The 21398-nt window shown below is 62.8% G+C and carries 26 protein-coding genes and 2 tRNA genes; 17 read left to right on the top strand and 11 right to left on the bottom strand.

From position 1 onward, the window contains the following. Positions 1–451: 451 nt before the first annotated feature. The 3 genes from ABZN20_RS04595 to ABZN20_RS04585 form a co-directional block, all read right to left on the bottom strand. Positions 452–955, bottom strand: a complete 504-nt coding sequence (locus ABZN20_RS04595; protein ID WP_367026904.1) for an Hsp20/alpha crystallin family protein — start codon at positions 953–955, stop codon at positions 452–454. A gap of 76 nt (positions 956–1031) precedes the next feature. Then, a complete protein-coding gene (locus ABZN20_RS04590; RefSeq protein WP_367026903.1) occupies positions 1032–1412 on the bottom strand; it encodes an Hsp20/alpha crystallin family protein in 381 nt (126 codons plus the stop codon). A gap of 20 nt (positions 1413–1432) precedes the next feature. After that, on the bottom strand, positions 1433–1882 hold the full coding sequence (locus ABZN20_RS04585; protein WP_367026902.1) for an Hsp20/alpha crystallin family protein: 450 nt from the start codon (positions 1880–1882) through the stop codon (positions 1433–1435). 300 nt (positions 1883–2182) lie between these two features. On the opposite strand from ABZN20_RS04585, the gene ABZN20_RS20070 reads away from it, so the two are divergent. From ABZN20_RS20070 to ABZN20_RS04540, 9 genes are read left to right on the top strand one after another with little or no spacing between them, the layout of a single operon-like run. After that, positions 2183–2443: a YkvA family protein gene (locus ABZN20_RS20070; RefSeq protein ID WP_423246430.1), complete on the top strand. Its 261-nt coding sequence runs from the start codon at positions 2183–2185 to the stop codon at positions 2441–2443. Next, positions 2440–3054 carry a ZIP family metal transporter gene (locus tag ABZN20_RS04575; RefSeq protein WP_367026901.1) on the top strand — a complete coding sequence of 205 codons (615 nt, stop codon included), beginning with the start codon at positions 2440–2442 and terminating at the stop codon, positions 3052–3054. Before ABZN20_RS20070 ends, ABZN20_RS04575 begins: the two co-directional genes overlap by 4 nt. Continuing rightward, positions 3027–3152 carry a hypothetical protein gene (locus ABZN20_RS04570; RefSeq protein ID WP_367026900.1) on the top strand — a complete coding sequence of 42 codons (126 nt, stop codon included), beginning with the start codon at positions 3027–3029 and terminating at the stop codon, positions 3150–3152. The genes ABZN20_RS04575 and ABZN20_RS04570 overlap by 28 nt, the downstream gene beginning before the upstream one ends. A gap of 45 nt (positions 3153–3197) precedes the next feature. Then, positions 3198–4124 carry a DnaJ C-terminal domain-containing protein gene (locus ABZN20_RS04565; protein WP_367026899.1) on the top strand — a complete coding sequence of 309 codons (927 nt, stop codon included), beginning with the start codon at positions 3198–3200 and terminating at the stop codon, positions 4122–4124. 3 nt (positions 4125–4127) lie between these two features. Further along, positions 4128–4439: a chaperone modulator CbpM gene (locus ABZN20_RS04560; RefSeq protein WP_367026898.1), complete on the top strand. Its 312-nt coding sequence runs from the start codon at positions 4128–4130 to the stop codon at positions 4437–4439. Positions 4440–4456: 17 nt separating this feature from the next. Continuing rightward, entirely contained in the window at positions 4457–4798 is a 342-nt protein-coding gene (locus ABZN20_RS04555; RefSeq protein ID WP_367026897.1) for a hypothetical protein, read from the top strand. Between the two features lie 53 nt (positions 4799–4851). Beyond that, on the top strand, positions 4852–5295 hold the full coding sequence (locus ABZN20_RS04550; protein ID WP_367027535.1) for a phosphate-starvation-inducible PsiE family protein: 444 nt from the start codon (positions 4852–4854) through the stop codon (positions 5293–5295). Positions 5296–5325: 30 nt separating this feature from the next. Next, positions 5326–6453: a S1C family serine protease gene (locus tag ABZN20_RS04545; protein WP_423246429.1), complete on the top strand. Its 1128-nt coding sequence runs from the start codon at positions 5326–5328 to the stop codon at positions 6451–6453. 48 nt (positions 6454–6501) lie between these two features. Further along, complete coding sequence (locus ABZN20_RS04540) at positions 6502–7086, top strand: MarC family protein (protein ID WP_367026896.1); 585 nt, start codon at positions 6502–6504, stop codon at positions 7084–7086. Between the two features lie 42 nt (positions 7087–7128). Here the strand turns inward: ABZN20_RS04540 and ABZN20_RS04535 are convergent, their stop codons facing one another. From ABZN20_RS04535 to ABZN20_RS04520, 4 genes are all read right to left on the bottom strand, one after another. Then, positions 7129–7677 carry a TolC family protein gene (locus ABZN20_RS04535; RefSeq protein ID WP_367026895.1) on the bottom strand — a complete coding sequence of 183 codons (549 nt, stop codon included), beginning with the start codon at positions 7675–7677 and terminating at the stop codon, positions 7129–7131. A 195-nt stretch (positions 7678–7872) separates the two neighbouring features. Beyond that, positions 7873–8505, bottom strand: coding sequence for a DUF2076 domain-containing protein (locus tag ABZN20_RS04530; RefSeq protein WP_367026894.1), 633 nt, complete (start codon positions 8503–8505; stop codon positions 7873–7875). Positions 8506–8604: 99 nt separating this feature from the next. Next, positions 8605–9342: an ABC transporter ATP-binding protein gene (locus tag ABZN20_RS04525; RefSeq protein WP_367026893.1), complete on the bottom strand. Its 738-nt coding sequence runs from the start codon at positions 9340–9342 to the stop codon at positions 8605–8607. Further along, entirely contained in the window at positions 9339–10097 is a 759-nt protein-coding gene (locus ABZN20_RS04520; protein WP_367026892.1) for an ABC transporter permease, read from the bottom strand. The genes ABZN20_RS04525 and ABZN20_RS04520 overlap by 4 nt, the downstream gene beginning before the upstream one ends. A gap of 109 nt (positions 10098–10206) precedes the next feature. Between ABZN20_RS04520 and ABZN20_RS04515 the strand changes: the two genes are divergently transcribed. Genes ABZN20_RS04515 through cysZ form a run of 6 tightly spaced genes read left to right on the top strand, consistent with a single transcriptional unit; the run spans position 10207 to position 16980 of the window. Next, positions 10207–11757, top strand: coding sequence for a thymidine phosphorylase family protein (locus tag ABZN20_RS04515; protein WP_367026891.1), 1551 nt, complete (start codon positions 10207–10209; stop codon positions 11755–11757). A gap of 11 nt (positions 11758–11768) precedes the next feature. Beyond that, positions 11769–12638 (top strand): ribose-phosphate pyrophosphokinase, encoded by an 870-nt coding sequence (locus ABZN20_RS04510; RefSeq protein WP_367027533.1) that lies wholly within the window; start codon positions 11769–11771, stop codon positions 12636–12638. A gap of 27 nt (positions 12639–12665) precedes the next feature. Beyond that, complete coding sequence (locus tag ABZN20_RS04505) at positions 12666–14219, top strand: sensor histidine kinase (RefSeq protein ID WP_367026890.1); 1554 nt, start codon at positions 12666–12668, stop codon at positions 14217–14219. Then, on the top strand, positions 14212–14781 hold the full coding sequence (locus ABZN20_RS04500; protein ID WP_218806764.1) for a surface-like protein: 570 nt from the start codon (positions 14212–14214) through the stop codon (positions 14779–14781). The genes ABZN20_RS04505 and ABZN20_RS04500 overlap by 8 nt, the downstream gene beginning before the upstream one ends. A gap of 19 nt (positions 14782–14800) precedes the next feature. Further along, complete coding sequence (locus ABZN20_RS04495) at positions 14801–16183, top strand: sigma 54-interacting transcriptional regulator (protein ID WP_218806765.1); 1383 nt, start codon at positions 14801–14803, stop codon at positions 16181–16183. 35 nt (positions 16184–16218) lie between these two features. Beyond that, positions 16219–16980, top strand: coding sequence for a sulfate transporter CysZ (cysZ, locus tag ABZN20_RS04490; protein ID WP_218806766.1), 762 nt, complete (start codon positions 16219–16221; stop codon positions 16978–16980). On the opposite strand, the gene mtaB is transcribed toward cysZ, so the two are convergent. After that, on the bottom strand, positions 16943–18244 hold the full coding sequence (mtaB, locus tag ABZN20_RS04485) for a tRNA (N(6)-L-threonylcarbamoyladenosine(37)-C(2))-methylthiotransferase MtaB (RefSeq protein WP_367026889.1): 1302 nt from the start codon (positions 18242–18244) through the stop codon (positions 16943–16945). The genes cysZ and mtaB overlap by 38 nt on opposite strands. Positions 18245–18271: 27 nt before the next feature. Continuing rightward, the gene (locus tag ABZN20_RS04480; RefSeq protein ID WP_218806768.1) at positions 18272–19033 is read right to left on the bottom strand and encodes a hypothetical protein; all 762 of its coding nucleotides are present in this window, start codon (positions 19031–19033) and stop codon (positions 18272–18274) included. 129 nt (positions 19034–19162) lie between these two features. On the opposite strand from ABZN20_RS04480, the gene ABZN20_RS04475 reads away from it, so the two are divergent. After that, positions 19163–19235, top strand: a tRNA-Lys gene (locus ABZN20_RS04475). A 28-nt stretch (positions 19236–19263) separates the two neighbouring features. Here the strand turns inward: ABZN20_RS04475 and ABZN20_RS04470 are convergent. Together ABZN20_RS04470 and ABZN20_RS04465 are read right to left on the bottom strand one after the other, a co-directional pair. Beyond that, on the bottom strand, positions 19264–19602 hold the full coding sequence (locus tag ABZN20_RS04470) for a tyrosine-type recombinase/integrase (protein ID WP_367027532.1): 339 nt from the start codon (positions 19600–19602) through the stop codon (positions 19264–19266). A gap of 240 nt (positions 19603–19842) precedes the next feature. Next, a tRNA-Val gene (locus tag ABZN20_RS04465) sits at positions 19843–19917 on the bottom strand. Between the two features lie 694 nt (positions 19918–20611). Here ABZN20_RS04465 and pstB point away from each other — a divergent pair. Further along, entirely contained in the window at positions 20612–21373 is a 762-nt protein-coding gene (pstB, locus tag ABZN20_RS04460) for a phosphate ABC transporter ATP-binding protein PstB (RefSeq protein ID WP_367027531.1), read from the top strand. The last annotated feature ends 25 nt before the right edge of the window (positions 21374–21398 follow it).

Raw genomic sequence — 21398 nt, 5'->3', positions numbered from 1 at the left:
AAAAGCCGGGTATTGGAGTTTTCGTGATCATCGAATGCGCGAACGGAGCGAAGTTGGTTGTCGACCCCTTGAAGATGCAAGTTCGCTGCCACGAAAAACCACACGCCTATCAAGGGATAGGCGCCGCGGGTGACCGTTGGTTGTGTGAAACAGCTCTGTGACTGTGTGAAATCACGCATTCCATCGTCCGTGGGCCGGCTGCCTCCCCGTGGCTATTGCGGCTTCGCGCGGTGAAGCTGAACGGGTGGTTGCGCCCGATCTTTCCGCGTGGAGATCACCTTCACACTACCAGGTACACCGGCTGCTTCGCCCTCGGGACGCTGCGTCAGCGCCTACTCATCGTTGCAGTTTAATGTGGCCCGCTCCTGCAGCGCCCGATTCGGATGGCTTGAGCTTCATCGCTGCTTGCGGGAGCCGAAAACTCTGCGGCACCGCGTCGGCCCCCGAAGGCTCACCGGACCGGAATCTCGACACTCTTGGGCAGCGCGGCCGAAGCCTTGGGCAGTTCGATCTTGAGTACGCCGTTGCGGTAGGAGGCCTGCACCCCGTCGGCGACCACCTCCGCCGGCAGCGGAATGACCCTGTGGAAGTGCCCATAGGCGCACTGCAAGACCCGGTAGCGGCCCTCGCTGGTTTCCCGCTCGAGGCGCTTTTCGCCTTGCACGATCAGCCTATCGCCGCGTAACTCGAGGTTGAAGTCCTCCTTCTCCATCCCGGGCACTTCGAGGCGGATGACCACCTTGCGGTCATCTTCGTACACGTCTCCGGCCAGCAAAGCCCAGGCGGGGGAGGCCAGGTAGAAATCTTCTTGGCGTTTGGGTACGGCGGGCACCGCCCCGCCGGGTTTGAACCGGGTCAGCGCGCCCGCGGCCCGTTCGCGGAGGCGGTGCCAGCCTTCCGATAGCGACTCCCAGGCCTCTTCCAGGCCGTGCTTGAGTTCGTTCAATGTATTCATGACCCCTCTCGTAACGATGGGTGGCAAAGGCCGGCCGCGGCCCGTTTGCCGGGCCACGCCAGCCATCCAGACAGAATCAGTCCACGCTGACCGTGATTTTGCGTGGCTGGGCGTGCTCGGCCTTGGGGATCCGCAGCCGCAACACGCCATCCTTGAACTGGGCGTCGATCTTGGAAGGGTCGAGGTCCCGGCTCAGACTGAAACTCCTGCGGTAGGCAGGGGACCGGACTTCGACGTAGCTGGCTTCCATCCCCTCCGGCGTTTCCAGGGCGATTTCGCCTTCGATCGAGAGGCTTTGGCCGTCCATGCGCACCGTCAGTTTCTCCTTGGGCACGCCGGGAAGATCGGCGGTGAGGCTGATGCCGGCGTCGTCCTCGAAAATATCCACCGCCGGCACCAGAGCCGGGGCCGGTCGTACGTCTTCACGTTTGACGATGTCTTGTTTACTGTCGCTCATGATGACTCACCTCCGGTCGCTTATTTGACTTCGATACGTTTGGGTTGCGCTGCCTCGCTGCGCGGCACCGATATGCGTAGCACGCCGTCCCGGTAATGGGCCTGGATGCCCGAGGGGTCCACGTCTTCCGGCAGGCTCACTACCCGCTTGAAGCTGCCCGAAAAACGTTCGTCCGCGTAGACACTGACCTTTCCATCCCCCTCGGACAATTCGCTCGGCCGTTCTCCCGCGATGGTCAGGAGTCCGCGGTCCATACTGACTTCCAGTCTGGATGGATCGATGCCGGGAGCGAAAGCGTAAACCTCGATGGACTTGGGCGTGGTGCCGATGTTGACGGCGGGAAAGCCCCGCGCCACCGCCCGGATGCTGGTGGGCATGCCCAACGCTCCGAACATCTGTTCCATCTCCCGTTGCATCCGGTCGAATTCTGAGAAGAGATCGGTTGGAAACCGTAACAGGGATTCGTACATGGTTGACCTCCTAAAAATGCGTTGAAGGAATCGCCCATTCGACCGCTCCTCGACCTCGAGCCGTGGTCGCGAAAGGGGCATCATAAACTATAGCTCACCGCCATGGCGTCTATAATGGCGATGCCCGTCTGAACCCGTGATTTTCGTTTGGTTGTTGCTGGATTTTCGGAGCCGTCATGTCTGAGACGAAAGAAGCGATCGCTTTACGGAATGCCCGAGACCGGGTGACCGACGCGAACTTCGAGCGTGTGGAGGCGCAGCGTTCGGCGATCAGAGAAAAAAATCGCCGGGATTCCGTTGTTGCGGGACATCTGGGAACAGGTCGAGCTGCTCAGGGACCTGGTGCGGGACTATTGGTCGGGCCGATATCGGGACATTCCCCGCTGGGTGATCGGCGCATTGAGCTTCGCACTGCTTTATTTCATCAATCCCATCGAACTGATCCCGGAATTCGTTCCGGTGATCGGCTACCTGGACGACATCGCCCTCCTGCTTCTGGTCCTGCGCCTGACCCGCGAGCACGTGGAAAAATACAAGCTCTGGCGGAGTCAGGGCGCATGACGGGGGACGGGATCGCCGGTTTCCCGTCGTTCGCCGAATGGGGCCCGATCGGGCAATCCTTCGGCGCCGGCCTGGTGTCCTGGAGCGGCACGGCACTGGGCGCTTCTTTGGTCTTCTTTACCGCCCGGGTCTATCAAGGTTTTTTGGATGTGGTGCTGGGTTTCGCGGGAGGTGTCATGCTGGCGGCCAGCTTCTGGTCGCTCCTGCACCCGGCCATCGAGCTGTCCGCCGACTATGGACCGTGGCGCTGGCTGCCCGCGAGCGCGGGCATGCTGTTGGGGATCGTCTTTCTCCATATCACCGACCCGCTGCTGCCGAGACTACAGCTTGCCGCTCCGGGCAAGGAAGCCAAGGGACTGAGCTGCCACTGGCGGCGGACCACACTGCTGATTCTGGCGATCGCGCTCCACAACATCCCGGAAGGGCTTGCCCTGGGCGTCGTATTCGGCGCCATCGGCGATAGCGCCAGCCCGGTCAGCCTGGCAGCCGCGGTGTGCAACCTCTGGCGGCCGTCGTCGGCGCCGCCGCGGCCCTCACGGCCGAAGCGGTGTTACCCTATGCCATGGGATTCGCCGCCAGCGCCATGTTGTACGTCGTGGTGCGGGAAGTGATCCCGGAAACCCAGTGTAGCGGTCATCCGGTCGCGGCCACCCTGGGGATCATGCTGGGGTTCACGCTCATGATGGCGTTGAGCGTGAGCCTCGAATGAAGCGCTACCGTCAACTCCGACTCGATCATCTGAACGGCTGATACCGTGGAATTCAAGGATTACTACAAGATACTCGGGGTCGAGCGCCCGGCTACCGACGACGAGATCAAGAAGGCTTACCGTAAGCTGGCCCGCAAATATCACCCCGACGTCAGCAAGGAGAAGGGGGCGGAGGCCCAGATGAAGGAAATCAACGAAGCCTACGAGGTATTGCGCGATCCGGAAAAGCGGGCGGCTTACGATCGCCTGGGAGCCAACTACAGCAGCGGCCAGGAATTCCGGCCGCCGCCGGATTGGGATGCCGGCTTCGAGTTTGCTCGCGGCCCCTTTGGTTATGGCGCGGACTTCAGCGATTTCTTCAACAGCCTGTTCGGAGGTTTCGGCCGGCGTGCCGGGGGCGCCCGCGTGCGCGGCGAGGATCACCACGCCAAGATTTTCATCGATCTCGACGACGCCTTTCACGGCGCCAGCCGCACCCTTAGCCTACGTGTGCCGCAGCTCGACGAGGAGGGGCGTCTGGTGACGCGCGAACGTACGCTCCAGGTGCAGATCCCCAAGGGCATCCGCGAGGGTCAGCTCATCCGTCTCGCTCACCAGGGCGCCCCCGGCCTGGGCGGCGGCCCCTCGGGCGACCTTTACCTGGAGGTGCATTTCAAGCCGCACCGGCTCTACCGGGTCGATGACCGCGATGTCTATGTCACCCTGCCGGTGGCCCCGTGGGAAGCGGCTCTGGGCGCGACGGTCAAGGCGCCGACGCCGGCCGGCGCCGTGGAAGTGCGCATTCCTGCCCACTCACAGAACGGCCGTAAGCTGCGCCTCAAGGGACGAGGCATTCCCGGTGATCCGCCCGGAGACCTTTATCTGGTGCTGGACGTCGTGCTGCCCCCGGCCGACACCGAACAGGCGCGGGAACTCTATTGGAACATGGCGCGGCAGATGGCCTTCGATCCGCGCCGTGCCTTGGGGGTTTAAGCCATGAGCAATAGTATCATCGCATCGGGCGTCGGTGTCTGGATCGGGGACGAGGGGGTGTTGTCTCTGGAAGAGCTGGCCTTGGCTTGCGGAGCGGAGGTCGATTGCATCGCCGAGCTGGTGGACCTGGGGGTATTGACGCCCCAGGGGGCCGACGCGACCGCCTGGCGCTTCGCGGCCGCCGACGTCCAGCGATCCCGCCGCCTGCTACGCCTGATGCGCGATTTCGAAACCAGTCTGGATGTGGCGGCTCTCATCCTCGACCTGCTGGGGAAACCGAGAGGCTTCGGTCCCGCTTGCGGCGGGCCGGGCTGACGGATTGACGATGGGACATGTTGAATCTGGCGTATCGGCCTCGCCATGCCTGGCTCAATCGCCTGCAATCGGTGCTGCGGATGGCGTTCAGGACGTCCGTCCTGGCTCTCCTCGGACTTCCAGTATGGGGCGCGCCGGGGTTGTTCATGCTGTTTCTGCGCGTGCTGGTGTTGCGGCTCCTCGGCCCGGTCGTTTCGCCCTGGCTGGTGCCGCGCCCGTATCGGGCCAGCCCCCTGCATTCAGCCGAGCTGCCGGCGCTTTACGACATGCTGGCCGAGATCGCGCCGCGCCGAACTGCCGGCTGTACCTGTCTATGGGACGGTTCTGGAATCGCAGTTCATCTGTCTAAACCTCAGTGAGTCTTTTTGAAGCAAGGGAGGAGCCGATCGTGGATGAGTCAGAAATCCCCCAGATGGGAAGACGTCCGAGCATTTCGGAAGAATGGCGTTTGATGAACCTCTATGAACGTTTCGAGCAGGTGGTTGCGATCATTCTGGCGAACGTGATCGCGGTGGTCATCGTCATCTCGCTCTATCAGCTCATTCGCACCGTCGCCGTGTTGATCACCAGCCGGGTTCTCGATTCGCTCGATCATGGGGTGTTTCAAGAACTGTTCGGTATGATCATGACCTTGTTGATCTCGATGGAATTCAAGCACTCCATCCTACGGGCGGCCTTGCGCCGCGGCAGCGTCATTCAAGTCAAGACCGTGGTATTGATCGCCTTGATCGCTCTGTCGCGCAAGTTCGTCATCCTCGATCCGAATGTCGGCGCCGGAACCATCGGCGCCTTGTCCGCGGCCTTGCTGGCCTTGGGTGCAGTATATTGGCTGCTCAGCGCCTGCGAGAAACCGTAGTCCCATTTCCCTCAGTTTCGGAGAGTTCCCGTGAAACCAAATCATAAGCCCGACTTTCGTCGTCAGCGTTGGACTGCGGCCGCCGCGTTGCTCTTGGGGTTTGGTATTGCCGCATGCGGTCTCCAGACCACTTCGGCGGCGCAGGACGTCGCACCCCGCCCGGTCAGTGCGCGCGGAGAACTTTCGCAGGAAGAGAAATCCACCGTCGAGCTGTTTGAAAAATCGAAAAATTCGGTGGTGTATATCTCGACCCTGCAACAGGTCATGGATCCTTGGACGCGCAACGTGTTCAGCATTCCCCGGGGGACCGGCTCCGGCTTTATCTGGGACGAAGCCGGCCATGTGGTGACCAATTATCACGTCGTGGAAGGGGCAAGCGGGGCCACCGTGAAGCTTGCCGACGGACGCGACTACAAGGCCGCCCTGGTCGGCGCGAGCAAGGCCCATGATCTGGCCGTGCTGAGAATCGACGTCGGTGTCGGTGCGTTGATCCCCGTGCCCATCGGCGTCAGCCACGATCTCAAGGTGGGGCAGAAGGTGTTCGCCATCGGCAACCCCTTCGGCCTGGACTGGTCGCTCACTACCGGTATCGTCTCGGCCCTGGATCGTTCCCTGACCGAGGAAACCGGCGTCACCATCGAACATCTGATCCAAACCGACGCCGCCATCAACCCCGGCAATTCCGGCGGACCGCTATTGGACTCGGCCGGCCGGCTGGTCGGCATCAATACCGCCATCTACAGCCCTTCCGGAGCATTTTCGGGGGTGGGTTTCGCCGTGCCGGTGGACACCGTCAACCGCGTGGTGCCGCAGCTCATCGGCCGCGGCCAATACATCCGGCCGGCCTTGGGCATCGCCGTGGATGAAGGGCTCAACCAGAGGGCCGTTCAGCGACTGGGCATAACCGGGGTTTTGGTATTGAAGGTGAATCCTGGTTCCGCTGCCGAAGCGGCCGGACTCAGGGGCGCCACGTTGCTGTCGGATGGCCGCTTGATTCCGGGCGACATCATCCTCGCCGTGGAGGGCAGACCGGTTGACAGTGTGGGCAAACTCTCGGCCTTGCTGGATGACTATCAGATCGGCCAGAAGGTGCGCCTCTCGGTGCGTCGCGGCGAGACGGAGATGGATGTAGCCGTGCAGTTGCAGGCCGGCAGTTGAGTGACGAGGTTCCCAGTGAAGTGTCCCCTCTAACCGGACAGCAGCACCATGACCCTGGCCCAGGTCGCCGTATTGTTGTTTCTGATCACCGACCCTTTCGGCAATTTGCCCCTGCTGTTGACCGTGCTGCGACGGCTCGGGCACGCGGCCTATCTGCGTGCAGTGCTGCGCGAAACGGCGGTCGCCTTCGTGGTGCTAGTCGTGTTCGCTTGGAAGGGCGATCTTCTGCTGGGTTACCTCAACGTGACCCAGCCGTCTTTGAGCATTGCGGGCGGGGTGATCCTGGCCATCATTTCCCTGAAGATGATTTTCGGCCAGACTCAGGAAACCTTCGACGACCATTACGCAAACGATCCGCTGGTCGTGCCCATCGCCATACCCGCCATTGCCGGTCCTGCTGCGTTGACCACCGTGATGCTGCTGAGCAAGCAGCACGGGATCCCTTTCCAGACGCTGCTTGGCGCCTTGACACTGGTTTTCCTGGCGAACCTGACCACCTTTCTGCTCGGTCGACCGCTCGGAGAATGGCTGGGGCCACGGGGTTTGAGTGCCCTGGAGCGGCTCATGGGCCTCCTGCTCAACCTGGTCGCGGTGGACATGACTATGGCGGGTATCAAGCGTTTCTTCACCTGAACTCGCGCCATCCGCGGATCCCATAGGCATATCCATCCGCTGTCAGCGCAGCTTTCCCATCTGGTAATCCAGCTCGGCGCAGCGCATCTGATATTCGATGCGGGCTTCGATTTCGTCGATGGCGCCGCGCGTGAAATTTAGCTGGGCCTGAGTCAGCTCGACGATGGAGCTCAATCCCATCTGATAGCGCGACTGGGCCAATTGGAACGATTTGGTGGTTTCCAGAAACTGCTGGTGAGCGGGCGGAATCCGTTCGAACGCGGTTTTCGCCGCCATCCAGGCCACCCGGACATCGCGCAGGATGTTGTTTTCCGCATCGGTTAGTCCGTGGGCTGCGGCTTGGTATTCTTTTCTCGCCTTGTTTTCGCGAGCCTCCAGGGCAAAGCCTTCGAAAACCGGGACATCGATGAGGAGGCCGCCGATGACATTGAATTTCGGATACTTGCCCGCCTCGATGTTGACCCAGGGCATGTAGTTGATGTCGCCCACCAGCTCGATCTTCGGGCGGGCCGCGGCTTTTTCCGCTTCTGCGAGCTTTTCCGCCGCCTGAAACTCATTGAGATAAGCCTCCGGCTTTGCCGGGGGACTCACGGGGTTTGACCTGTGCAGCGGTCGTTTTGAATCTGAAATCTCGACCAAGAGATAGAGGTCCACGATGAAAGAGTACCAGAGTCTTTCCCAGACGCTGCTTCATGCAAAGCCTGGGAACGCTCGCCTTGACGCTTTCAGTCAGGAGTCCTCACTCTGCCGCCGGGCCACCGACGGAGACAGCGAGAATCACGCCCCTCAGATCCAGTTGTCGTCGCTGCTGCTGTCGTCGTCGGAAAAGTCGTAGCCGGTGTCGAGGAAGGAATCATCCTGGCCGGACCAGCCGGTCTGTTCGTCCGAGGCGGGAGCCTGATCGGAGCCGTAATAGTTGTTGATGGTGGTGTTTTCGGTTACGCGTTCGCCCGCCGATGCTCCCCAGGGAGCGTGCTGGCCCCCGTGCATCAGGCTCTCGATGCCTTGGAACAGGAACGAGCCCGCGACTACGCCGGCGGCGGTCGAAGCCATGTTGCCGAGGAAGCTCGGCGCGCCGGATTGCGGCGGCGCGGCGGGCTGGCGGTAACCCGGCGGGGTGGCATCCCAGGTGCGGCCGGTCGGTGCCGCGGGCCGAGCCCAGGGGTCGCCGCCCAGGAAACTGCCGCCGCCGCGGTTGACCGGCGCGGGTTGGCGCTGGAGTTCTTCGATGCGGGCCTTGGCGTTTTCCAGTGCCTTCTCCAGCAGCAGGTTGCGCTGGATCAGCAGATAGGCGGCATCGGGCTGGCGAGCCACGGCGCCCTGGATCAGCCGGTCGGCCTCCGGATTCTTGTCGATCCCCTTGATGTCGGTCAGCCGTGAGAGAAAGCGTTCGAGTACCTGGCGTTCTTCAGTGTTCATGGGTTGAAGTTCGATAGCGGGCGCGAGTCCCAACACCGCACATTGTCGGGACGGATCTTAGGGATTTCAATGAGGTGGCGGCGCGGCTCCATCCGGTCCTCAAAGCATGTGGCGGATGGCCGGATAATCGTCGGCCAGTTGGGCGCGGAAGGTTTCCACCCAGGCGCCGGTGCGGGCGGCACGGGGTTCGGTGACGTCGATTTCCTGCCGGATGCTCATGGGGTGGGCGTTGAGGAACACCAGCCGGTCGGCCAGCGCGATGGCCTCGCGAACGTCGTGGGTCACGAACAGCACGGTGTGCGGACGTTCCCGCCAGACGGCGAGCAGCAGTTCGCGGATACGCCGGCTGGTCGCGGCGTCGAGCGAGACGAACGGCTCGTCCATCAGCAGCAGGGCCGGACGGACGGCGAAGGCCCGAGCCAGTGCGGCGCGGCGGCTCATTCCCAGGGACAGACGCTCGGGGTACTGGTGCTGGGCGTGGCTGAGCCCCAGGACCTCCAGCAGGTGGTCGATGTGTTCGCGGTCGATCTTGCCCTTGGGCTGGGCCAGCTCGACGTTCTGGCGGACGCTGCGCCATGGCAGCAGCCGCGGCTCCTGGAAGACGTAAGCCGTGTGGGGCCGGTCGCCGGCATCCGCGCCGAAGTCGATGCATCCGTCGAATGCCCGGTCCAGTCCCGCGACTATGTTGAGCAGGGTGGTTTTGCCGCAGCCGGAGGGACCGACCAGGCAGACGAATTCGCCATGGCCGAGATCCAGCGCCAGGTTTTCGATCACGGCCGGGTTTTCCCGCGATGTCGGCACGGCGTACCGTTTGCGCTCGATCCGTATGCGTATCATCGCCGCCACCGCTTTGCCCGAGTTTCCAGCGGCTTGAAGACCCCCCATTCGATGAGCTGGATCACGCCCACGAAGGCGATCGTGTAGGCCAGGATTCCCGCCACGTCGAACATCTGGAAGAAGAGGTGCAGCTGATAACCCATGCCGTCGCTGCGGCCCAGGATCTCGACCACCAGGATGATTTTCCAGATCAGGGCCACGCCGTTGCGGGCGGCAGCCACGAAGAACGGAAAGAGCTGTGGCGCGATGACGTGGCGCAAGGTCTTGATGCGGCCGAACCGGTACGATTCGGCCATCTCCAGCAGGTTGCGGTCGAGCGCGCGAGTGCCCTCGCGCAGGGTGACGACGACGTTGGGCAGCTTGTTCACGACCACTGCCGTGATGGCCGCCGCTTCGCCCAGTCCGAACCAGACGTAGCACAGGATGATGATGACCAGGGCCGGCACGTTGAGGAACAACATCACCCAAACGTCGAAGAACAGATCCAGGCGCGGGTGCCGCCCCAGCAGCACGCCGAGCGCGCTCCCGAGGCTCGTCGCCAGCACGAAACTCGCCGCCAGCCGTGACAGGGTGGCGCCCAGATGATGGAGCAGGTTGCCGGAGCGGATTTCCCCGGCGAGCACGCTCAGGACCTCGGACGGGCCGGGCAGGGTGGCCGACGCCGTCGCGTTCGCTGCGATCTGCCAGAGCCCCACCAGCGCCAGTAGAGAGAGTGCGGGGTAACACCGGTAAAGGCTGGAGCGTAGGGAGAGCACGCCGGGGGAAGGGATCGTGGGGCTTCAAAGGCGTGATATTGTACGGGGCGGAAAGGGCTTTGTCCTGGCGCCGCCGGGGATTTTCGATTCGAGGAGGGATTGCCGACCGATGTCCGACGAAGAGCCAATCAAGACCCGGCTGAAGCTCCGGGCGGTGGCCGTCGATACCTACCGGGAAAACGTGGCCTACCTGCACCGGGAATGTTCGGTGTACCGGGCGGAGGGCTTCCAGGCGCTGGCCAAGATCCGGGTCGGCTGCAACGGCAAGCAGATCGAAGCGGTGCTGAACGTGGTGGACGATACCCGCATCGTAGCCCCGGATGAGCTGGGTCTGTCCGAGCAGGCGTTCCAGCGTTTCGGCGAACCGGCGGGGCAGCCGGTCAACGTGGCCCAGGCTGAGCCGCCGCTGTCCATGGACGGGGTCCGGCGCAAGATCGGCGGCGAGCGGCTGGATTACGGCGACTATCAGGCCATTACCAGCGACATCGCCAAAGGGCGCTATTCCAAGATGGAAATGGCCGCGTTCCTGGTGGCGACCGGACAGAACGGACTGGATCGCGACGAAGTGCTGTCGCTGACAAGGGCGATGCTGGAAACCGGTGTGCGGCTGAGCTGGAACGAGCCGCTGGTGGCCGACAAGCACTGCATCGGTGGTATTCCGGGCAATCGGACCTCGCTGCTGATCGTTCCCATCGTGGCGGCGCACGGCATGCTGATCCCCAAGACTTCCAGCCGGGCGATCACCTCGCCCGCCGGGACGGCGGACACCATGGAAGTACTTGCCCGCACCGACCTGGTGCCGGAGACCCTCGACCGGCTGGTGCGGATGGAGCGGGGCTGCCTGGCGTGGGGCGGCACCACTCGCCTGGCTCCGGTCGACGACATGCTGATATCCGTGGAGCGCCCGCTCGGCATCGACTCCCAAGGCCAGATGGTCGCTTCGATCCTGTCGAAGAAGCTGGCGGCCGGTGCCACCCATCTGCTGTTGGACATCCCGGTCGGTCCCAGCGCCAAGGTGCGGCAGATGCGCGATGCCATGAGCCTCAGGAAGCTGTTCGAATACGTCGGCGACCGCGTCGGCCTGCACTTGGAAGCCGTCATCACCGACGGCGGCCAGCCGATCGGCCGGGGCATCGGCCCGGTGCTCGAGGTGCGGGACGTCATGCAGGTGCTGGAAAACGATCCGAAAGCGCCAGTCGACCTGCGCGAAAAGTCCCTGCGCCTGGCCGGGCGTATCATCGAGTTCGATCCCGACGTCCGGGGCGGTTTCGGCTATTCGATCGCCCGCGACATCCTGGAATCGGGTCGGGCGCTCGCCAAGATGCACAGGATCATCGACGCCCAGGGCCGGCAGGAGCGGCGGCTGGAGCCCGGAGGGCTGGTCTTCGAGGTGTTGGCGGAGCGGGCCGGAATGGTGGTCGGAATCGACAATTTCTTCCTGGCGCAGACCGCCCGTCTGGCCGGCGCGCCCATGAGCAGAGGCGCGGGTGTGGATCTGCTGAACAAGCTAGGCGATAGGGTGGAGGAGGGGCAACCGCTCTACCGGGTCTACGCGGAATTCCCCGCCAACTTCGAATTCGCCCGTGAGTTCACCCGCACGAGGAGCGGCTACCGCATCGGGGACGCAGCCTCCTTGAGCAGGCCGCACATGGAGTTCTGACCGTGGTCGTCATGGGTTTCGAGGAAACCCGAGCCCAGTCCCGGCAGCTTGCCGGATCGCTGGACTGTCCCTGGCGCGAGATCGAGGTCCACCGGTTCCCGGACGGCGAAAGCCGAGTGACCGTTCCGCCGGACGTGCGGGGGACCGGGGTCGTGCACCGCAGCCTGGACCGCCCCAACGACAAACTGGTGGAGCTGGTGCTGGCCGCCGAGACCTTGCGCCGGCAGGGCTGCGACCGGCTGGTCCTGGTGGCGCCTTATCTCTGCTACATGCGCCAGGACATCGCGTTTCACCCCGGCGAAGCGGTGGCGCAGAGGGTCGTCGGGAACCTGTTGGCACGTTATTTCGATGCGCTCATCACCGTCGACCCCCATTTGCACCGGATCGACCGTCTGGACCAGGCGGTGCCGCTGAAACAGGTCCTGAGTCTGTCCTCGGCGACGCTCATCAGTCGCTATCTGGCGACAGGTGAAAGGAAACGGCTATTATTGGGGCCGGATCAGGAATCCCGGCAATGGGTGGAGGCGATCGCCGCGCAGGCGGGCCTGCCGTGCGCCGTCGCCTCGAAGCGTCGCATGGGGGACAGGGAGGTTGGCATTGCGCTCCCGCGGGAGACCGGGGCGTTCGAGGCCGTGGTGCTGGTGGACGACGTCGCGAGCACCGGAACCACCTTGGCGGAAACGGCGCGGCTACTCGCCCAGGGCGGGGTAACCAGAATCGATGTGGTCGTGACTCATGCCCTGTTCGCCGGCGATGCCTGGAACCGGCTCAAGCAGGCGGGGGTCGGGGAGGTAGTCTCGACCGACAGCATCAGCCATCCCACCAATCGGATGTGTCTCGCACCTCTGCTGGCCGATGCGGTGCGAAGATGCGCGTTTTGAGCGGCCCTAAGCAGCAGGAACCTTTCGTTGTACAAATTCCGTTTTTCTTCACTGTCGGTGAGCAAGCTGGTGCTCGGCGGCTTCGTCCTGGCGGCTTTACCGCTGCTGGTCGCCATCGGCTCGACCGTCGGCGCCGTGGACGATCTTGCCGCGCAGTCCCGAAAAACGGTTTATTCCGTCGCCCAGCTCAGCCAGAAAAGCTTCATGCTCATGGAGCGCCTGAGCGACCTGGAGCGGAAGGGAAAGCAGCTCCTGGTATTCGATGACGCGGACATGCGCGGCGCCTTCAAGGCCATGCACGAACGGGTGCAGGACATCGTGCTGGACCTGCGGGTCCGGACCGAAGACGAGTCGCTGACCGCCCAGCTCGATCAGTTCGGTTCGGACGAGGCGGCCGCCTATGAAAGCGTGGTGGAGGTGTACGAAAGCCGCAAGGCGAAAACGCAAGGGGCGGCGCAGCGGCGCGGTTCGCAGGGCCCTTCGGCGGCCCTGGAGAAGTTCGACGGCGTGTTCCAGGCACTGGGGATGCGGGCCAGGGCTTTGTCGCAGGCTTATACGGTGCTGATCGACAAGGAGGTCGCGCTGCTCGACGGGCATTCCAAAACCGTCCAGGACCGCATCCTGGTGCGCTCGGCGGTGCTGGTTCCCGGAGCAGCCTGTCTCGTCGCCCTCTTCACCGTCCTCATCACCCGTCCGATCCGCCAGTTGGAATACGCGATCCGCCAACTGGGGAGCGGCGATTACCACCAGCCGGTCAGCGTCACCGGGCCGTCCGACCTGACATTCCTGGGCGAGCGCCTGGAATGGCTCAGAGGCCGGCTGAACGCGCTGGAGGAGGCCAAGCAGCAATTCATGCGCCACGTTTCGCACGAAGTCAAGACGCCGCTCGCGACCATCCATGAAGGCACGGGACTGCTGGCGGACGAAGTGGTGGGCGAGCTGAATCCGGAGCAGAAGGAGATCACCCAGATACTGGTCAGCAACACTCAGCGGCTCGAGCGGCTGATCACCGCGCTGATCAATTTCAGCCAGGCCAATGCCGATCCGGGTGCGCTCCGGCGCGAACCGGTCGACATGCATGCGCTGGTGGGTGAGGTCCTGGAGGAGTATCAGTTGCGTCTCCGGGCGAACGAACTCCGGGTCGAGTCGCATCTGGCGAAGGTCGAAATCGAAGGCAACCGCGAACAACTCCGCACCGTGATCGACAATCTCCTGTCCAACGCCGTCAAGTATTCCCCGACCGGCGGCCTGATTTCGCTGCGGCTCGGCGCCCTGGACCACTACCTGGAACTCGAAGTCGGCGACGAGGGGCCGGGGATAGCGCCGGAAGAGCGGCAGCAGGTGTTCGAGCCCTTCTTCCAGGGCAGCAAGGGGCGGGAACTGGGCATCCCGGGCACGGGGCTCGGCTTGGCCATCGTCCGCGAGAGCGTCATGAGCCACCATGGCAGCGTCGAGCTGCTGGATGCGCCGACCGGCAGGGGCACCCTGGTCAGGGTCAGAATCCCCTGGTGTGAAGAATCGGCGCCCCGGTTGCGTGTGCGAATATCGCTTCCTCGACAAGGAGAACCAGCCAATGTTTAAGGCACATGTATTGCTTATTTTGCTTGCGGGCCTGTTGGCCGGGTGCCAGCTATGGCAGCCCGCCAAGCCTCCGGAGCAGCCGGTTGCGGCGCCTCCCCGCGATTATGCGGCGACGGATCTGGACGCGCTGGTCCGCTACAGCGAAGACCTCGCCAAGATGACGCCGGCCGAGCGTCTGCCGGAGTGCCAGCAGGCCGACCGCATGCAGGCATCCAATCCGCGTATGGGATACCGGCTTCACCTGCTGCTGGCGCAGATGGTCACGACGGGCTGCGGCGACGCTTCGGTGACGCTGGGGAACATCAGGGTGGTGATCAACGAAATCGAGGACGCGCGCGTGCGCGGCTGGCTGGCCTACCTGGGTGAGCTGGTGTCCAGGTCTCAGAAGGAGGCGGCCGAAAAGGCCGAGCTGGACAAGCAGCTCAAGGAGGCGCAGAGCGGCAAACACAAGGTGCGCAAGGACGCAAAGGCCAAGGACAGCAAGATCCAGAGCCTGGAAAGCGAAGTCGAGGAATTGCGCAGCAAATTGAACACGCTCAAATCGATTGAGCAGAAACTGTAGTGATCGGGATTTTCAAACGATGAGTGAAACGCGCAAGCGAGTGTTGCTGGTAGACGACGACCCGGACCTGTTGCGGCTGATCGGGTTGCGCCTGACGGCGGCGGGGTTCGACGTGGCCAAGGCGGCGAACGGCCAAGCCGCGCTGTCCCAGGTGGCGGTATTCCGGCCCCACGTCGTCGTGACCGATCTCAGGATGGACGGAATGGACGGCATGGCATTGTTCGACGCTTTGAATGAACGCCATCCCACCTTGCCCGTGATCATCATGACGGCGCACGGCACCATCAACGACGCCGTCGCCGCGACCCGCCGGGGGGTATTCGGGTTCGTCACCAAGCCGGTGGACAAGAACGACCTGATCGAGCACATTTCCGAAGCGATCCGCATCAACGGAAACACCGCCGTCGTTCCCGACAAGGAGGAGTGGCGCGCACGGATCGTCACTCAGAGCCCCCTGATGGAGGAAGTCCTGGGGCAGGCCCAGCGGGTGGCCCAGAACCGCGCCAGCGTGTTCATCGGCGGCGAGAGCGGCACCGGCAAGGAACTCCTGGCTCGGGCCATCCACGACCTGAGCCCTCGCGCCAAGGCGCCGTTCGTGGCCGTCAACTGCAGCGCCATCCCGGAAAATCTGCTCGAGTCCGAGCTGTTCGGCTACCGCAAGGGAGCGTTCACCGGCGCGACGCGAGACCACCAGGGCCTGTTCAAGGCTGCCGACGGCGGCACCCTGTTCCTGGATGAGGTCGGCGACATGCCGAGGTCCTTCCAGGTGAAGCTGCTGCGCGCCCTTCAGGAGATGAAGGTACGTCCGGTCGGAGCGACCCATGACGAGCCGGTCGATGTCCGCGTGATCTCCGCTACCCACGTCGATCTCGAACAGGCGATGGCGGAGGGGAACTTCCGCGAGGACCTGTATTACCGCCTCAACGTGGTGACCCTGCTGTTGCCGCCTCTGGTAAAGCGTCCCGAGGACATTCCCTTGCTGGCTCTGCATTTCCTGCGGGATCTCGCGAGTTCGTACGGCGATCAGGTCAAAGGATTCTCTCCGGAAGCGATGGAGGCGCTGGTGAATTTCCAGTGGCCCGGCAACGTCCGGCAACTGCGCAACGTGGTAGAGCAGTGCATGGCGCTGTCGACCACGCCGCTGATTCCCGTGACGCTGGTGCAGCGCGCCTTGCGGGAGGCTCCGTCGGCCTTCCCCTCGCTGCAGGAAGCCAGGGACCAGTTCGAACTCAATTATCTCATCCGCCTGTTGCAGATGACCCGGGGCAACGTGACCCAGGCCGCCCGCCTGGCCAAGCGCAACCGCACCGAATTTTACCGGCTTCTGAGCCGGCACGGGATGAATCCGGCGATGTTCAAGGCGGGCGGCGAGCCGGCCGGCGATGCGCAGCCGCCTTCGTGATATTCTCAGCGTCCGGTTAATTCCCCGATTTCCTCATGAGCAATCCCATTTCGCAGGTCGCGGCGGCCGATTTCCGCCGCCTGAATTCGCCCGGGACGGCGTTCCGCTGCCTGGTCACTGGCTTGACCTGGCTGGCCAAGCCCGGTATCCGGCGCTATGTCTGGATTCCCCTGGCGGTCAACCTGATCCTCTACAGCGTGGGGCTGTGGCTGGGGATCCGCTATTTTTCCGCTTTCCTGAACTGGATGCTGCCGGGATGGCTGGATTTCCTGCGCTGGCTGCTGTGGCCTGTGTTCGCCGTCGGTTTCTTCACGGTGATGTATTTCACCTTCTCGGTGCTGGCCAACATCATCGGCTCGCCGTTCTATGGCGCCCTGGCTGAACGCACGACGGAACTGGCGACGGGGCGCCGGATCAGGCCAGCGGGAGTGCCGGGCGAGGCCGGCGTGTGGTCCAGCTTGCGAAGCGAGTTCCGGCGCCTGGCCTATTTGGGGCTGCGCATCGTGCCCCTGGCCGTCCTGTTCCTGATTCCGGTCGTCAATCTCGCCGCCCCGGTGTTATGGATGGTCTTCAATGCCTGGTTCATGGCGCTGGAATACACGGCCTATCCGCTGGAAGCGCGCGGCTGCGACTTCGACCGCCAGCGTGAACTGCTGGGCCGGTTCCGGCTCGGTGCCGCGACGTTCGGCGGGACGGTCCTGCTGGCGCAGACGATTCCTCTCCTGAACGTTCTCGCCGCACCGGCGGCGGTCATCGGTGCTACCTTGTATCTGCTGGAGCTGCCGGCGGAAGAGTAGCCGGCCCGCACCAGAGGAATTCGCCGGAGGCGTCCACCTCCGAGAGACGGACTGGCGTAATCCGGTTGGATAGCCCGGTTTCCGGGGTCTGCATGGCGACGCGGAGATAGTTCGGCGTGTAGCCGCGATCGGCGCCGTCCCTCCGGTTTTCCCACAGCACCGGCATTTCCCTCCCGGCAAAACGCTCCAGCAGAGCCCGCTTTTGTGCCAGGGCCAGCTCATGCAGCGCCCGGCTGCGTTCCTTCTTGACCTCGGCAGGGACCTGTCCGCCCATTGCCGCGGCTTTCGTGCCCTCGCGGACGGAATAGGTGAAGACGTGGATATCGCCGAAGCCCATGGTTTCGACGAACTGCAGGCTTTCCTCCCATTCGTGCTCGGTTTCCCCCGGAAAACCGACGATGATGTCGGTGGTAATATTGATGTCCGGTACCTGCTGCCGGGCTTGGGCCACCAATCGGGCGAATTCTTCCGACTTGCATCGCCTCGCCATGCGTTTGAGCACCGCGTCGCTGCCGCTCTGCAGCGGCAGGTGCAGATGCGGCATGAAACGGGGGTTCTCGAACAGCTCGAAAAAGCCTGATGGCAGGTCCCAGGGTTCCAGTGAGCCCAGCCGCAGGCGCGGAATTCCGGTCTCTTGCAGGATCGAGCGGATCAACGCATCCAGCGGCAGCCCCAGATCGCCGCCGTAGCCGCCGAGATGCACGCCCGTCAGCACCACCTCCTGTACGCCTTCTGCCTGCAACTGCCGGATCTCCCGGACGACTTCCGCGAGGGGGCGGCTGCGCTCTTCGCCCCGCGCCACGGTGACGATGCAGAACGTGCAGCGGTAACGGCAGCCATCCTGTACCTTGACGAACGCGCGCTGCCGGCCCAGAGCGAACAAGGCTGCCTCGCCGGGCTCGGTGGAAAATTCCGGCATGGCTTCCAGCGCGAGTTCCCGCGCGGCGATTTCGACCAGGCGCGATTTGTCCGCATTGCCGACGACGAGGTCGACGCCGAGCGCCGCTGCTTCTTCACGATGCAGAGTGGCGTAGCATCCACTGAGCACGAGGCGCGCGCGGGGACTCTGGCGCTGACTGCGGCGGATCGTCTGTCTCGACTTGCGTACGGCTTCCGCGGTCACGGCGCAGGAATTCAGCACGATGATGTCGGCATCGCCCGCTTCATCGACGAGGCGGTGGCCGCCGGCTTGAAATTCCCGGGCCCAGCTTTCCAGTTCCGCCTCGTTCAGACGGCAGCCCAGACTCTGAAGATTGATTCGCATGATGAATGGATGTTGCGGGACCGCCGCTCAGTCGTCGTCGGCGCGGGCGGCCTGTTTGGCCGGCAGAAAATTGCGGTAATCGATGGACAGCTTGAGTCCGATGAATTTTCCGGTGAATTTCCGCAAGGTCTTGCTGGCCGGATCGAACCAGAACCTGGCCAGCGCAATGCGGCGATTTCCTTCGTCGTCCTCGATATGAGGAGTGTTGACCCGGTAGCGGTAGACCCAAAGCCGACCGTCTTCATGGTCCAGCTCCAGCGCCGGCGCCCCCAAGCCTTCCTTTACGCGAGCCTGGTTGGGAAATTCCGCGTCGATTTGCGGCAGGTCCTTCGGATCGACCTTGAGTTGGCGCTGATCCTGGAAAATTTCGCCTTTGCCCAGCGACCGTAAGGAGGCTTCAAGAAACTGCGGAGGCGCTGCGGCCAGGAAAGGCGGCGGAAAGTCCCAGACCGCCAGCCGCGATTTCGAGTTGAAACTGAGTACAAATTCCAGATCCTGGTGGCCCGGATCCGGTTTGCCGTTCATGTCGATCTTCTCGAACAGCACATGCCAGCGGCTGCCTTTAGGCAGGGTTTCGATACGGGTCGGCTCCATCCGCGTCAATTCGCGAAAATCGTCGGCGTAAAGGACCGGGTGCAGGAATTCGAGCAGGAAGTGGTCGGTCGAGACCACCTTGAAGTGATCGTCGAAATCGTCGAGCTGATTCTTGACTTCGAGCAGCCGGAGCCAGACACACCCGAAGAGCGTGAGCGTCACGGCCAGCATGGAGCAACGCAGAAGATGTCGCATTATGCGGAAATCGAAGCAAAGGCCGAATTATTGTCCGCCGCCAAGCGCAGCGGGTCAATGCGAATACGGGCAGCGCGCGCACCAACTGACTTGCTTCATGCATGCCTCATCCATATAATTGCCAGCTCCGGGCCGTTAGCTCAGTCGGTAGAGCATTGCACTTTTAATGCAGTGGTCATTGGTTCGAATCCAATACGGCCCACAGATAAAACAAAGGGTTAGGCGAAAGCTTAACCCTTTTTTGTTTCCGAGCGTAGCCGATTCGTAACCACCCGACGCAGGCCGCCGGTCATGCTGGTGACGTATTGCGCGAGATGTTCACCGCTCAGTTGAGCATAACGCTTCACCATTTCCACCGACTCCCGGCCGCCCAGCTCCTGGAGCACATGCAGGGGCGTTCCGCCTTGGACATGCCACGATGCCCAGGTGTGCCGGAGATCGTGCCAGCGGAAATTCTCAATTCCGGCCCGTGCCAAGGCTTTCGTCCAGGCATGGTTATTCACCCGGCTAACGGACCGTCCACGATAGCTGAACACGTGGGTGCGATGCTTTCCGAGCTGGCGCCGGATGATGTCGACCGCGACGTCTGAAAGCGGTACCGCGATAGCCTTACCTTAGGCATAGCGTCCAACCATTCCCATTCGTGAACTGCCTTCCTGAGAATAGCGCGGACAAGAGCAAGCGCTCGATTTACTGTTCCGTCGAATAAATCACGCAGCCGTACAAACTTTGGAAGAAACCAGGGCACATTCTGGACACACGGGCAGTTTCCAGGATGCGCAAAATGAATGATAACCGACTGATTCAGATGGTGGGCGGTGCAGGGATTGAACCTGCGACCCCTTCCGTGTGAAGGAAGTGCTCTCCCGCTGAGCTAACCGCCCTTGACCGGTGAATCGCACACAGACGCTGTGTGTCTTTCAGAAAAGACAAGCTGAGTTGTACCAGGTCCGAAACAACAATGTACGCATCGAGTAGGACCGAAGAATCCTATCTTGAAATCCAAACGTTGTAAATGCTCAGTGGTGAGATCACGCTCTGTAACATCTCGATTTGACGTGCCCCTATTCAGAATGACCGGGAGAGGGGTCCCCCCCTCGCTGCTCTCGCTGGTTTTCCTCACACCCCTGCCGTTCCGTCAGTATCCGCAGAGGCAGCGCTTCGAGCCATTCGAATCCTCTCGATGCGAATTCGCCGGCCTCAGATTCGTCGTCATCGAACTGTCATATAAGCGTGGGATTATCGTCATGATTCCATGGTCAGATTCCTGGTCTCCGGTCTGTCAGAGCGACGCAAAGACCCCGGCGACGTTGGGCTGTCCGTAGGCTGTATCGGTCAGACCGGTGACGCGAAACCCTATCACTATCCCTGATGTCATCAGCCATTACTCTGCCCCCAACACGTAGCACCCCCGGGCTTCGGCCAACTCGGAAGGACTCGGCATCTCCGCCCTCCCCGAACGCGATAACGCGCGGTGCGAAACCCGCGACCAGGTACTCGCTGTTACAGCGGGCATCGGGCAGCGCTTCGGCCGTCCTCTATCCTCATGACCCTGCCGCTACCGTAGGGGAGTCGGTCATCACAAATCCGCGAATCGCCTGCCGCCGCCTCAACGTCTACTATGGCGCAAAACATGCCATTCGAAATCTCAGCCTGGACATCGGCCGGAACGAGGTCCTGGCGCTGATAGGCCCCTCAGGATGTGGCAAGACCACGTTCCTGCGCTGTTTGAACCGGATGAACGACTCCATCCAAGGTTGCCGGGTAACCGGAGAAATCCATATCGACGGCCGGAACGTCTGTCACAGCGGGATCGACGTCGTGCCCCTGCGGGCAATGGTCGGGATGGTATTTCAAAAGCCGAATCCGTTCCCCAAGAGTATCTACGACAATATCGCTTTCGGACCTCGCCTCCATGGTTTGGCGAACAGTCCTGCGGAACTGGATCGAATCGTCGAATCGTCGTTGCGACGGGCCGGCTTGTGGGAGGAAGTCAAGGACGGACTCGATCAGATGGGAACCAGTCTGTCCGGAGGCCAGCAGCAACGCATGTGCATCGCACGGGCGATCTCGGTGAACCCCGAGGTCATTCTGATGGATGAGCCCTGCTCGGCCCTGGATCCGATCGCGACGGCGGCCATCGAACAACTCATCGACGAACTGCGGGAGCTCTACACCATCGTCATCGTGACCCATTCGCTATCCCAGGCGGCGCGGGTGTCGCAGCGTGTCGCTTATTTCCATCTCGGCTGCCTCATCGAAGTGGGCGCCACCGACGTCATATTCCAGAATCCACGCCACAAACTGACGGAGGATTACATCACCGGGCGTTTCGGCTGACCCGAACTATCCCGGATGTTCCCTA

It is taken from the genome of Methylococcus sp. ANG, from assembly GCF_040730495.1.
Classification (GTDB): domain Bacteria; phylum Pseudomonadota; class Gammaproteobacteria; order Methylococcales; family Methylococcaceae; genus Methylococcus.
Note: the sequence above shows the minus strand (reverse complement) of the source record. Positions and strands in the feature narration are given on the sequence as shown.